At 71.0% G+C, this 12,504-nt stretch carries 14 protein-coding genes; 5 read left to right on the top strand and 9 right to left on the bottom strand.

Features of this window, described 5'->3' with window-relative positions:
• Positions 1–83: 83 nt before the first annotated feature.
• Together ACFW2E_RS20035 and ACFW2E_RS20030 are read right to left on the bottom strand one after the other, a co-directional pair.
• Complete coding sequence (locus tag ACFW2E_RS20035; protein ID WP_384468181.1) at positions 84–266, bottom strand: hypothetical protein; 183 nt, start codon at positions 264–266, stop codon at positions 84–86.
• A gap of 256 nt (positions 267–522) precedes the next feature.
• On the bottom strand, positions 523–2,031 hold the full coding sequence (locus ACFW2E_RS20030; protein WP_384468179.1) for a hypothetical protein: 1,509 nt from the start codon (positions 2,029–2,031) through the stop codon (positions 523–525).
• 633 nt (positions 2,032–2,664) lie between these two features.
• Here ACFW2E_RS20030 and ACFW2E_RS20025 point away from each other — a divergent pair.
• Positions 2,665–2,847: a hypothetical protein gene (locus ACFW2E_RS20025; RefSeq protein WP_384468177.1), complete on the top strand. Its 183-nt coding sequence runs from the start codon at positions 2,665–2,667 to the stop codon at positions 2,845–2,847.
• On the opposite strand, the gene ACFW2E_RS20020 is transcribed toward ACFW2E_RS20025, so the two are convergent.
• The 3 genes from ACFW2E_RS20020 to ACFW2E_RS20010 all read right to left on the bottom strand — a co-directional run bounded on the left by ACFW2E_RS20020 (position 2,819) and on the right by ACFW2E_RS20010 (position 6,560).
• Positions 2,819–2,956 carry a hypothetical protein gene (locus ACFW2E_RS20020; RefSeq protein WP_384468175.1) on the bottom strand — a complete coding sequence of 46 codons (138 nt, stop codon included), beginning with the start codon at positions 2,954–2,956 and terminating at the stop codon, positions 2,819–2,821. The two genes, ACFW2E_RS20025 and ACFW2E_RS20020, sit on opposite strands and share 29 nt — an antisense overlap.
• Positions 2,957–3,345: 389 nt before the next feature.
• Positions 3,346–4,977: an amidohydrolase gene (locus tag ACFW2E_RS20015; protein ID WP_384468173.1), complete on the bottom strand. Its 1,632-nt coding sequence runs from the start codon at positions 4,975–4,977 to the stop codon at positions 3,346–3,348.
• Positions 4,978–5,063: 86 nt separating this feature from the next.
• Complete coding sequence (locus tag ACFW2E_RS20010; protein ID WP_384468171.1) at positions 5,064–6,560, bottom strand: APC family permease; 1,497 nt, start codon at positions 6,558–6,560, stop codon at positions 5,064–5,066.
• Positions 6,561–6,682: 122 nt separating this feature from the next.
• On the opposite strand from ACFW2E_RS20010, the gene ACFW2E_RS20005 reads away from it, so the two are divergent.
• The 3 genes from ACFW2E_RS20005 (at position 6,683) to ACFW2E_RS19995 (ending at position 8,375) form a co-directional block, all read left to right on the top strand.
• Complete coding sequence (locus tag ACFW2E_RS20005; protein WP_384468169.1) at positions 6,683–7,402, top strand: TetR/AcrR family transcriptional regulator; 720 nt, start codon at positions 6,683–6,685, stop codon at positions 7,400–7,402.
• Positions 7,403–7,467: 65 nt separating this feature from the next.
• A complete protein-coding gene (locus ACFW2E_RS20000; RefSeq protein WP_384468167.1) occupies positions 7,468–7,932 on the top strand; it encodes a pyridoxamine 5'-phosphate oxidase family protein in 465 nt (154 codons plus the stop codon).
• 50 nt (positions 7,933–7,982) lie between these two features.
• On the top strand, positions 7,983–8,375 hold the full coding sequence (locus ACFW2E_RS19995) for a VOC family protein (protein ID WP_384468165.1): 393 nt from the start codon (positions 7,983–7,985) through the stop codon (positions 8,373–8,375).
• Between the two features lie 12 nt (positions 8,376–8,387).
• On the opposite strand, the gene ACFW2E_RS19990 is transcribed toward ACFW2E_RS19995, so the two are convergent.
• Entirely contained in the window at positions 8,388–8,687 is a 300-nt protein-coding gene (locus ACFW2E_RS19990) for a DUF4235 domain-containing protein (RefSeq protein ID WP_384468163.1), read from the bottom strand.
• Positions 8,688–8,720: 33 nt separating this feature from the next.
• A complete protein-coding gene (locus ACFW2E_RS19985) occupies positions 8,721–9,758 on the bottom strand; it encodes a glutathione S-transferase family protein (protein ID WP_384468161.1) in 1,038 nt (345 codons plus the stop codon).
• A 103-nt stretch (positions 9,759–9,861) separates the two neighbouring features.
• Between ACFW2E_RS19985 and ACFW2E_RS19980 the strand changes: the two genes are divergently transcribed.
• A complete protein-coding gene (locus tag ACFW2E_RS19980) occupies positions 9,862–10,923 on the top strand; it encodes a cation diffusion facilitator family transporter (RefSeq protein WP_384468159.1) in 1,062 nt (353 codons plus the stop codon).
• 101 nt (positions 10,924–11,024) lie between these two features.
• Here ACFW2E_RS19980 and ACFW2E_RS19975 read toward each other — a convergent pair whose 3' ends face one another.
• Positions 11,025–11,474 (bottom strand): nitroreductase family deazaflavin-dependent oxidoreductase, encoded by a 450-nt coding sequence (locus ACFW2E_RS19975; protein WP_384468157.1) that lies wholly within the window; start codon positions 11,472–11,474, stop codon positions 11,025–11,027.
• Between the two features lie 92 nt (positions 11,475–11,566).
• Complete coding sequence (locus ACFW2E_RS19970; RefSeq protein ID WP_384468155.1) at positions 11,567–12,199, bottom strand: LysE/ArgO family amino acid transporter; 633 nt, start codon at positions 12,197–12,199, stop codon at positions 11,567–11,569.
• Positions 12,200–12,504: the final 305 nt, after the last annotated feature.

Below are 12,504 nucleotides of genomic sequence, written 5' to 3'. Positions count from 1 at the left end.
TCTCTCACTGTCGCGGTGTGTGTGCGCGGTTGCGAGAGCTGCGGCGCGCGCTCTCCAGCCCCCCCGGCCCCCGCGCCGTTGCCTCACAGGGCCGGCAGGCCGTCCACGGAGCCTCGTCCGGCCAGCTCTGCGGCGGCCGCCGGGCCTTCCTTCGCCGCCGCGTGGCGGCCCGGGACCAGCGTCCACTCGTGGTTGCCGTTGATCCAGTGCTGGATGGCCTCCACACCCGTCCGCACTCGGTCCCGCTCGTCAGGACGCGGTTGCATCCTGATCATGTGTTCGATCAGCTCGTATGCGCCGCGTAGGCGCTTGTCGAGGCCGCACTGCCGGGGCAGGCCACAGCGGCGGAATCACCGAAAGCGCTGGTCCGGGCAGTGATACGCGGTCGGCCCCGTCAACCGCCCAGCGCAGGGGAAAGCGTCGCTCCGATCCCGGTTCGAATGGGCCGCGGCACCGGTCCGAGGCTGATGGTGGGGACGGCCCCACCACCATCCACCGGGTTCCTGGAACAGGATTGAGGCGTCAGCCGTCGAGCCAGTCGCCCGCGAGGTCCGTGGGACGGTATCCCGTGGCGTTCCAGAGGAAATGCGGGTGGGCGCAGCCGAACATGTAGGCGAGCAGTGCGATGTCTTCCCTCCCGGTTTGCGGGTCGTGCAGGGTGTAAAAGTATTCACATCCGACTGTGCCGGCGTCTTGTTGGACATCACGAGCGCGGTCCGGGGACGGTGCGGCGCTGGATGCCTCCACGGCGGCGACGTAGGTGCGGCGCAGGATCTCCCATGTGCTGTCGGTGTTGCCGTACCAGGGGCCGTGCAGTGCCTCGAAGGCACGCAGCTCGGTGTCGAAGAGGGGCCATGTCCGGGGGTATTGGGCTCGGCAGCGGGCGGACAGCTCGGCGGTCCGGGTGCTCAGTGCCGGTGTGGTGGGCCGCGGGGCGATGGTGAGGGTGGTGCCGTGGGTGAGGATGCCGGTGCATGCGTTGGGCTGCAGGTCGCAAAGCGGGCACGCCTCGGCCGGGGGGAGGCCCTGGGTGATGCCGTCGAACCACAGGGCGTGGCGGCCCGTGAGCCCCAGCCAGGCTACGGTGCTGGTCATCAGCCAGGTGTTCCACATCGGGGAATGCGCCTCGGGCATGCAGCCGTACTTGACGAGGGCGATGGCGCAGGCAGCGTAGAGGGCCTTGGTGTGGGTGGGCATTTCGGCGAGCCAGAAGTTGCTGATCTCGCCGGTGAGGGCGTCGGCTCGTACGTCGGTCATGTCGTCGATGACGCGGCACAGCAGCAGGGAGGCGAGGTGTTCCTCCTGCCAGAGTTCGGTGTCGGGTGAGACGTGCCAGAACAGGCAGTCCAGCATCTGCAGGAGTGCGTAGGTGCTCTGGCCGAGCGGGTTGGTCTGGGGGAGCGTGACGCTGCCCGCGTGGTGCTGTTGGAGCCAGTACTCGTCGACGGATCGCTTATGGGCTGCGAAGAGTCCGCAGACCAGGGCCCGTGCGCTGTTGGTGCTGAAACTCTCGGCCAAGCGGCCTTCGACGAGTTGGGTGAGGCGCGTGGTGTCGATGGTGTCGATCACGCGTTTGTACTCGTGGAAGAGGAGGATGTCGTCTTCGAAGCGGTGGCGGTGGCCAAGGTCTCGTTCAAGGTCGTTCAGCAGCCGGGCCAAGGACCATCCACCGGTCAGGACGCTGTCGAGTTCCTCGCGGTATGGCCAGGTCTTGACGGTGAGGGGACGACCGGCGCTCTGCCGCCAACCGTAGTCACCCAGCGTGCGTGCGGGGGGCGTGGGCAGCCGGCGGCACAGAGGGCAGGAGCAGACGGTTATTCGCTCCTCCTCGAGCGGCGGGGTGAGTGCCCGACTCCGCCAGGCTCCTTCCAGCATCGTGCAGGTCAGTCGGCAGAGCTCGATATCGGTGCTGACTTGGGGGAAGGCTGCTTCGATCATGCGCAGGCTGGTGTCGAGCTGCCTCAACCGGGCGTAGCCCTCCTCGTCGGGCGGGAGGAACGCGCGCGGCGCCAGACGGAGGGCTCCCTCCACGTGCAGCGTGGTGCTGGAGTGGGGGGATCCGAGTGCGTCCAGCCGCTGCTGAGCGGCGTTCTGGCACCTTTGATACTGCTCCGTGCTCCCATTGATGTGTTTCAGCAAGAGGCGGGCCAGGGTGTTCCCCGCCTCCGCGGGCTGGGGCTGGGCGCTTGGCTGCACCGGGAGCAAGCCGTCGGCGGACGCCTTCGGAACAGCACCTGCGACTCGAGATTTCACACCGGTCTCCTTCAAGCTGTGGTCCTGGCAACGGAATTGATCGACCGTGGTCGTCGGCCGGTCGTGTCCGAGGATCTTCTGTCCCTTCCGCGACGGCCTTGCCGAACAGCCGGACTCACGCGACCGGCTCCGGCTCCTGCCGCGAACGACCGCGAGGGGCACGACTGCTGCGTTGACGGCCGAGGAAGTGGAGCGGGTCGCCCACCTGCCCTTCGAGGGCGAACTGCCCCGTGCCCGCCCGGTTCTCGAACGCGGCGAGCCGCGGGCAGCAGGCCGCGGGCGCTCTGCCCCGTCGAAGCAAGGCAGGCGGTTGTGTTTCCGTGGAGATCACCACATGGGGGAACTCATGCAGCAGGTGGTCCGGACGTCCCCGGCAAGTACCCGCTGATCGGGCGTACGGGGCGGCCGGCGTTGGACCCTCCGGCCTTCCTGGAGCGGCCGCGCACCTTGGATCCGGTGGTCGTCCGGCGTCTGATGGGCCGCGAGTGCTTCCTGATCAACACGGCTGAGGCGGCGATGCAGGTGCTCGTCCTGCAGCAGGTGCGCATCGACAAGGACGGGCCGTTCACGGAAGGGCGGCGGTGCCGAGGATGAATCTGCCGTGGATGCGCGGGGTGCAGCGGGGTGACGACGGGCTCACGCGCCACCTCTGGTTGGCGTCGAACCGGTCGTCGAAGAGGAAGGCCAGGGAGAACCAGTCCATCAGGACGGCCGTGTCGTCGGCCGAGGCGTCCGGGCAGGTGCGGGCGGCGGCCAGTGGCAGATACCCAGGAGCGCAGTCTGTGCTGGATCCGGGGCATGGGCCTGGTCCGCGGCCAGGCCGGGGCTCGAGGAGTACAAGTCATGGGGCGTACTCCGGATGTCTGCTGACAGGGGTGTCGAAGGGGAGGTCGAACGTGACGTCCTGAGGCATGCGCTTCCTTTCGGGAGACGGAACGCGGAGCCCCCCACCCCTGCGAACGGGTGACCCCGTTCGGCCGCCCGCACCCTCGAACTGAGCTTCGTGGTACGAAAGTTGACCGAGAAGCGATACGAGGCTGCCCAGAGCGTAAATGATCTATACCGTGTCCTGACTGTGACGTGTGTTACTGCTCACGCCTCATGAGTCGCGTAGACTCGCGCGCCCCCCACATAGGTCAGTGCCACCTTCGTCTCCGCGATCGCCTCCGGCGGTCCCGCGAACGGATCACGGTCCAGTACCACCAGGTCCGCCAGCGCCCCGGCGCTCACCCGGCCCGTGTCGTCCAGCCGGTTCACATACGCCGAACCCGCCGTGTACGCGGTCAGCGCCTCCGTGAGCCCGAGGCGCTCCCCGGGCAGGAACACCGGCCGGTCGCCGCCGGGCTCCACACGGTTCACCGCGACATGGACGCCCTGCAGCGGATCGGGGCTGCTCACCGGCCAGTCGCTGCCCGCCGCGAGCCGTGCGCCCGAGCGCAGCAGCGCACCGAACGGGTACTGCCACGCGGCACGCTCGGGCCCGAGGAAGGGAATCGTCAGCTCGTCCATCTGGGGCTCGTGCGCCGCCCACAGAGGCTGGATGTTGGCGGTGGCGCCGAGCCGGGCGAAGCGCGGCACGTCGTCGGGGTGCACGACCTGCAGATGCGCCAGATGCGGCCGGGAGTCCGTCGGCCCGTTCGCGGTGCGCGCCGCCTCGATCGCGTCCAGGGCGTCGCGTACGGCCCGGTCGCCCAGCGCGTGGAAGTGACACTGGAAGCCGAGGGCATCCAGCTCGGTCACGTACGCGGGCAGTTGTCCGGGGTCGATGAAGCTGGTGCCCCGATTGGCCGTCGCACAGCCGCACTTGTCGAGGTACGGCTCCAGCAGCGCGGCTGTCCCGGTCTCCGCGACCCCGTCCAGCATCAGCTTCACGCTGCCCGCCCGGAACCGCCCGTGGCTCAGGGCGGCCCTGCGCGCCACGAGTTCGGGGATCTGCTCGGCGCCGCGCTCCCGGTCCCACCACAGCGCGCCGACCACCCGCGCGGTGAGCGAGCCGTCCCGGGCGGCCGTCAGATACGCGTCCGAGGGGTCGTCCATGCCGAGGAAGTCCCCGACCAGCGCGTCCTGCCAGGCCGTGATGCCCAGCGCGTGCAGATGACGCTGGGCGTGCAGCAGCGCGGCGAGCCGGTCGGCCGCGGTGGCCGGCGGGGTGAGGCGGCCGACGAGCTGCATCGCCCCCTCCTGGAGCGTGCCGCTCGGATCTCCCGAGCCGACCCGCTCGATCCGCCCGTCGGCCGGGTCGGGCGTGTCCCGGGTGATGCCCGCCAGCTCCAGCGCACGGCTGTTGACCCAGGCGCCGTGGTGGTCGCGGTTGGGCAGGTAGACCGGCCGGTCGGGGACGACCGCGTCCAGCAGTTCCCTCGTCGGCGTGCCGCCCTCGAACGCCTCCATCGACCAGCCGCCGCCGAGGATCCACTCCCGCTCCGGATGCGCGGCGGCGTACGCGCGCACGGCGGCCAGCGTCTCCTCGGCGGTCCGTGCCCCGGTCAGATCGCACTGGGCGAGTTCCAGGCCGGCCGGCACCGGGTGGACGTGGGCGTCCTGGAAACCGGGCAGCAGCAGCCGTCCGGCGAGGTCGACCACCTCCGTCCCGGACCCGGCCAGTTCGCGCACCTCGTCGTGCCCGACGGCGGTGATCCGGTCGCCGGTCACGGCCACGGCACTCGCCGTGCGGCCCTCGGGGGTGAGGACGGGGCCGCCGGTGAACAGCAGGTCTGCGTACATGTTCCTTGTTCCTCGGGTTTCTCGGATTCCCCGGGTTTCCCCGGGTTTCCCCGGGTTTCGCCGGGTTCTGGGGTCTTCTCGGGGGCTCAGTTGGGGGCGGTGGCGAGCAGCTGCGGTGCGTCGGCGTCGGTGCCCTCGCCCGTGCGGAAGTACGGCGATCTGCGCACCCAGCGCGCCCACGCGGCGGCGGCGAACCCGGAGACGATCATCATCACCGGCATCAGCAGCAGGAACCAGCCGTTGTCCGCGCGCAGTTCCAGATGGTCCGCGGAGGCGTAGAAGGACCAGCCGAGGTAGCCGCCGAGTCCCAGCAGCGCGGCGGCGCTCAGGGCGGGCAGCACGACCGCGCGCACACCCTGCCGGAGGTCGGTGCGCAGCAGGGAGCGGAAGCGCGCGGCCGCGGCGAGCGCGGTGAGCGCGTAGGACAGGGCGACGACGACGCCGACGGCGTTCACCGTCGCCATGATCATGTCGGAGAGTCTCGGGATCACCAGGGCGAGTACCGCGACCGCCGCGGACAGGGCCCCGATCAGCAGCGTTCCGGCGGCCGGTGTCCCGAACCGGGGACTGATCCTGGACCACACCGGTCCGAGGGTACGATCCCGGCTCATCGCGAACATCCCGCGGGCCGTGGGAATCACCCCGGCCTGCAGCGAGGCCACCGCTGAGAACATGAGGGCCACCAGCGGCAGCGCGGCCAGCGGCTGGGAGGCGAGCCGCTCGCCGAAGTAGGCCAGTCCCTGCGCCCCGTGCCCGGCCAGCTCCCGCTCGGACAGCACCCGCTGGAAGGCGACCGAGCCGACCAGGAACAGCGCCAGCATCGTCACCAGGGTGATCAGCCCGGCCCGGGACGCGTCCCGCGGGTCGCGTACCTCCTCGTTGACGGTGAAGGCGGCCTCGAAGCCCCAGTAGCAGAACACCGAGAGCAGCAGACCCTGCGCGACCGCGGACGCCGAGGGGATGGCGAACGGGTCGAACCAGGAGAGGCTGAACGGGTGCGGACCGGTGACGATGCCGTATCCGCAGAACCCGAGCAGCACGACGTACTCGAAGACCAGCAGTCCGGTCTGGAGCCGTGCCGCGGTACGGATGCCGGTGACGGCGGTCAGCGTGACCGCGATCAGGACCACGATCCCCACCGTCGTCGTCTGCGCGGTCGAGCCCGGATCCAGCGCGAGGCCGCCCACCCGGCGCAGCCCGGCCTGACCGGCCAGCTGGAGGAGCGCCGAGCCGGTGACCGCCGTGGTGTACGCGAGGAACGCCACGGTGGCCACGATGTTCACCCAGCCGACCATGAAGCCCAGCCACGGGGTGAGCGAACGTCCCACCCAGACATAGCCGTTGCCGGCGTTCGGCTCGACCCGGTTCAGCCGGGAGTAGGCACCCGCTATGCCCAGGACGGGCAGGAACGCCAGCAGCATGATGGCCGGCAGATGCAGCCCGACCACCCCGGCCGTGACCCCGAGGCCGATGCCGATGCTGGTGGTCGCGGCCGTGCTGGACGCGGCGACGGCGACGCCGTCCAGCAGGCCCAGGGACTTGCGCAGCTCGGGCGGGTCGAGATTGCGGGACTTGTCGTTCATGGCCGGCTCTCCGCTCGCACCTGGGGGCCTGGCCGGCCCCGGTGACCGCACATGAAACTGCCCGTGAGCTTCACAGGTCAACGGTGTTGTCATAAGGTGCCCGCACACCCCAGGGAGGACCCATGAGCGAACGCGTCGTCCCGCCCGCCGCCCGGCAGCGCAGGCGTCCCACGAAGCAGGGCGTCGTCCTCTCCTCGGAACTGATCGTCGAGACGGCCCTCAGGCTGATCGAGGAGCACGGCGCCGACGCCCTGTCCGTGCGCCGTCTGGGGCGGGCGCTGGGTGCGGATCCCAGCAGCCTGTACCGCTACTTCCGGCACACCGACGACCTGATGCTCGCCGTCGCCGACGAGCTGATCGGCCGCACGGTGCGCAGCTGGCGGCCCACCGGCGACTGGCTCGCCGACCTGCGCGAACTGGGCCTGCGCGTGCACTCGGGTGCCCTCGCGCACCCCCGGGCGGCGGGGCTCAGCTCCTACCGGGTGACCGGACGGGCGTACGAGATCCAGGCGGTGGAGTCCATCCTCGGCGTTCTGCGCGGCGCCGGCTTTCCCGACGCCGAGGCGGTGCGGATCTACCACGCCTTCGTCGACCAGGCCCTGGCCTTCGCCGCGCTGGACTCCGCCTCCCTGTCCCTGCCGAGGTCCGCCCGCGAGGCCGAGACGGAGGTCTGGCGGGCGACCTACGCACGGCTGCCCGCCGACACCCACCCGCACATCGCCGCGACCGCCCGTCATCTGGTGGCCTCCATGCGGCGGAGCTCCTACCCGGCCGCCCTGGACCTGCTGCTGAGCGCGGCGGCGGCCAGGCTGGCGGAAACCGGGGCGGCGGCCGACGGCTGACGGTCACACCGGGCCGGCTTCGATCGTCATCCCCATGACACCGATCACGAGGAGGCCGTAGGACCATGACACCGCCGCCCGCCCGCACCGCCGAACAGCGCAAGCAGGACACACTCCGCCGGCTGGAGCACGACCAGGACCTCTGGGTCGCCACCGCGGCCGCCGACGGGGGAGCGCCGTACCTCGTTCCGCTGTCGTTCGTGTGGGACGGTTCCACCCTGCTGATCGCCACCCCGGCCGACAGCCCCACCGGCCGCAACCTGGTGGCGACGGGAACCACCCGGCTCGGCGTGGGGCCGACCCGGGACGTCGTCATGATCGAGGGCGACGTCGAACCGCTCACCCCCGGGGAACTGCCCGCGGCGGAGGCCGGCCGCTTCGCCGCCGAGACCGGCTTCGACCCGCGCCGGCTCGCTACCCGCTACCTGTACTTCAGGGTCCGTCCGCGACGCGTGCAGGCCTGGCGCGAGGCCGACGAGCTGGACGGGCGCGAGCTGATGCGCGACGGGAAGTGGCTGGTGGGCGACTGAACCGGGCGGCCGGGGATATCCGCAGGGGAAGACGTCCCCAGGGAGGAACCATGCCGGTGGTGAAGGCCGCAATCGTGGTGCTCGACTGCGCCGAGCCCGAGAAACTCGCGGAGTTCTACAAGGAGTTGCTGGAGGGGGAGCGGACGTACGCGTCCGCCAATCTCGTGGAGGTCAAGGGTGCCGACGGGCTCCGGCTGGCGGTCCGTCGCGACGCCAACGCGACCCCGCCGAGCTGGCCGCGCCCGGAGAACTCCCTCCAGGCCCATCTCGACTTCCTGGTGGAGGACCTGGACGAGGCGGAACGCAGGATCGTCGGGCTCGGCGGCCGGCCGCTGGAGACGAAGGACCCGGCAGGGCCGTACGAAGAGCGCGGCTACGCCGACCCCGCCGGGCACTCCTTCACTCTGCGCCTCGTACCGCCCCTGGCGCCGAAACTGGGCTGAGCCGGCCGGGACTCAGTCCCGGCCGCCCTTGCCGGCCGTCGGCCACACCCCGGTCGAGCGCTCGATGGCCTTGGCCCCGGTGCGGTCCACGGCGCTGCGCACCACGGAGAACATGGCGCCCTGGACCGCCGCGGCCAGCAGGATCTCGCCCCAGCCCCGGTCCCGGTCCAGCGCGTCGGGCGCGTCCTCCTCGTGGCGTATCGCCGTCCAGGCCTTGCGGAAGGCGAATCCGGCCAGTGCTCCGCTCGTCCAGCCGAGTACGAGGCCAACGGGCTGGTAGGCGAGGGAGAGCTTCTGCTTCTTCTTGGCCATCTGTGTTCTCCGTCCTCGTCGTTGTCGCCGCCGTCACCGTGCCTGCCCCGGTGCGGGCCGGGGCAGTCCCGGAACCGGGACCTCCTCGCCGGGCGGCACCGGTCCGGGAGGCGTCCCGTCGCCGAACGGCCGGCCACCGAGCCGTTCCCGCCCGTGCGGGGTCGGCCAGCCTGCCAGATCCGGTCCGAGGGGCACGATCCGGGTCGGGTTGATGCCGCTGTGAACCTGGTAGTAATGCCGCTTGATGTGGTCGAAGTCGACGGTGTCACCGAATCCGGGCGTCTGGTAGAGGTCCCGGGCGTAGGCCCACAGCACCGGGTTCTCCGTCAGCTTCCAGCGGTTGCACTTGAAGTGGCCGTGGTAGACGGCGTCGAAGCGGACCAGCGTGGTGAACAGCCTGATGTCCGCCTCCGTGACGGTGTCGCCCACGAGATAGCGCTGCCGGGCCAGGCGCTCGGTGAGCAGCTCCAGTCGCCGGAAGAGCGCCGCGCACGCCACCGCGTACTCCTCCTGGGTGGTCGCGAAACCCGCCCGGTACACACCGTTGTTGACGTCCCGGTAGACGTCCGCCATCACCTCGTCGATCTCGTCGCGCAGCGCCGCCGGGTAGAGGTCGGGCGCTCCCTGCCGGTGCAGCTCCGTCCACTCGGTGGCGAGGTCGAGGGTGATCCGCTGGTAGTCGTTGGTGACCAGCTTCCCGCTGGGCACGTCCACGATCGCGGGCACGCTCACCCCGCCCGGATACCCGTCCTCCCGCTTGTCGTAGGCCTCGCTGAGGAAGCCGATGCCCAGGACGGGGTCGCGGCCGTCCGGGTCGAGGGTGAAGCGCCAGCTGCGGTCGTCCTGGATGGGGTCGGCGATCGCCATCGACAGCGCGTCCTCCAGACCCAGCAGCCGTCGCGCGATCACCGCCCGGCTCGCCCATGGACAGGCGCGGCTGACCACCAGCCGGTAACGTCCGGCCGCCACCGGCCAGCCGTCCCGGCCGTCCGCCGTGATCCGGTCCGCGAAGTGGCTCCTGGACCGGGTGAACGCCGCCTGACCGTAGGCGCGATTGCCGTCGCCGCTCATGCTTCCTCCTCGTAGCGCCCGTCGTGCCGGCCGTGATGATCGGGTTCCCCGATTTCCGCGCCCGGCACCGTGTGAGTGACGCGCGCCGGGGCAGTCGGCGAGGGTGAGCGGGACATCGACGGAACGTAGTAAGAACCGCCCCGACGAACCGCGGGGGGACCGGCCGGGTGACGCGACGGATCGCGACGACCGTCACGGGACCGACCGCAGGACGCACAAGGCCGATCGCAGGACGCGCGTCACCGTGCTGGTGGCGCTCGCCGCCAATCTCGTGATCGCCGTCGCCAAGTCCGTCGGCGGCCTCGTGGCCGGATCGCCGGCACTGCTGTCGGAGGCGGCGCACTCGGTCGCCGACAGCCTGAACGAGGTCTTCCTGCTGGCCGCGCTGCGCCGCAGCAGACGCCCCGCCGACGAGCGGCACCCCTTCGGCTACGGCAAGGAGCGGTTCTTCTGGTCGCTCCTCGCGGCCGTGGGGATCTTCGTCATGGGCGGCTGCTTCTCCTTCTTCCAGGGCTTCGAGGCCCTCCGCGGCGGCGCGGAGGAGCAGTTCCGCGGCTATGTGGTCGGCCTGGCCGTGCTCGGCGTCGCGCTGGTGGCCGAGGGAACCTCCCTGCTGCGGGCGCTGCACCAGGTGCGCGCGCAGGGCGGCCGCCGTGGCGGTCTGCGCGACCCGGCCCTGCGCACGGTCGTGGCCGAGGACGCCACCGCGGTGCTCGGCGTGCTGCTCGCGATCGTCGGCATGGCGTTGCACATGGCGACCGGGCAGGCCGCCTGGGAGGCCTCCGCCTCGCTCGGGATCGGCCTGCTGCTCGTGTACGTCGCCTACCGCCTGGGACGGGACGCGCGCGACCAGCTCATCGGAGAGGCGGCCGACCCCGAGCTGAGCGCCCGGATCCGGGACCTGCTGGCGGCCCAGCCCGAGATCGACAGCGTCGAGGCGCTGTTCACGATGCGGCTGGGGCTCGACTCGAACCTGGTCGCGGCCCGGGTCGACCTGGTGCCCGGCGTGGACAGCGAGAAGGTCGAGGAGGCGGCCGTACGGATCAAGCGGCACGTCGCCCGTGCCGTCCCCGGGGCCGGGCCGGTCTTCCTCGACGTCACCGACCGCCCGGCGGCCGAGGCACGGGAGAGCCCCGCCGCGACGGGGGAACGCGGCGGGGCCTGACCCACGGGTGCCCGGGGCCGATCCGGTTCATGCGTCCCCGGGCGGGAATTTTCCGGAAGACGGTGTCGACCGGCCAAAAAGACGGTGATCCGGGGCCGGGATCAGCGGCCGTCGGCCGGTTCGAGCACGAAGACCGGGATCTCCCGGGAGGTCTTCTCCTGGTACTCCGCGTACGGCGGGTACGCGGCCACCGCCCGGCCCCACCACGCGGCCTTCTCCTCGCCGGTCACCTCACGGGCCGTCATGTCCTGCTTGGCCGGTCCGTCCTGCAGCTCCACACGGGGGTCGGCCTTGACGTTGAAGTACCAGACCGGATGTTTGGGCGCGCCGCCCTGGGAGGCGACCACGGCGTAGCGGCCGTCGTGCTCCACCCGCATCAGCGGTGTCTTGCGGATCTTTCCGCTCCTGGCACCCCGGGTCGTCAGCAGGATCACGGGCAGCCCCGTGTCCAGCAGTGTGGTCCCTTCGGTGCCGCCGGAGCTCTCGTACAACTCGACCTGCTCCCGCACCCACTGGGTCGGGCTGGGCTCGTACTCGCCCTCAAGAGGCATGACATTCGTCCCCTCGTCGGAACCGCGGCTTACTGGCAGCCTGCTTCAACACCGGCGCACACGCGAATCATCCGTACTGCGGTCCTCTTCGGTCACGCCGGTGACACCGCCATCCGTATCGCGAGCGCCATGATCACGCCACTCGACAGCAGCGCGGTCACCAGCCGCCCGCGGTGGCCGGTCAGTGCATGGCCGAGCAGCGCGCCGCCGCCGGCGATCAGCAGCTGCCAGCTCGCGGACGCCGCGAAGGCGCCCAGCACGAAGAGTCCCTGCTCGAGAGGGCGTACGGCGTCCGCGGTGCGGGTGCCGAGGACCAGCGCGGCGAAGTAGATCACGGTGGTGGGGTTCAACAGGGTGATCCCGAGAAGGCCGAGATACGCGCGTGCCGGGCCGGGTACCGGCCGGTCCGGCCGGGTGGCCAGCCGGTGCAGGCGGTACTGCCGCAGTGCGGCGGCCGCGCCCCACACCGCCAGCACGGCCAGCACGAGGGCGGAGGTCCAGCGCAGCGGTCCGAGCACCGGGCGCAGCGCCGCCGCCACGGCGGTGCCGCCGACGGTGGCCAGCAGGGCGTAGAGGCCGTCGGCGCTCGCCACGCCCAGCGCGGCGCAGGCGCCTGTCCTGAGGGACGTACGAGCCGTGAGGGACACTAGATATGTCGCGACCGCTCCGACGGGTACGGCGATGCCGTAGCCGGCGAGCAGGCCCGCGACGAGTGCGGCCGTCACGAGCGCGCGGAACCGGGCCTCCGCGGACGGCCGGGCTGCTGCTGAACCCGCACCGGACGAACAGCGGCGGGGGTGGGCGGCAGCAGGGCGTCAGTCGTGGTCATGCGCAGATCCTGAGGTGTGCGGGCCGACGCCGGCAAGTGAATTTCGGCGTGGAATCGACGGTCGAGGAGATGGTGTTCGGCCAGATCGCGCGGATCACCGACTGTGCCGAAAATTACGGCGCAACAAAGATTCATTGTGACGCGAATGAAGATAGGCACCACAACAAAGTAGTATTCGCGTGATTAAAGGAAGGAGAGTAC

This window comes from Streptomyces sp. NPDC058964 (assembly GCF_042741275.1).
Taxonomy (GTDB): Bacteria; Actinomycetota; Actinomycetes; order Streptomycetales; family Streptomycetaceae; genus Streptomyces.
This window is presented reverse-complemented; position numbering and strand designations above follow the sequence as displayed.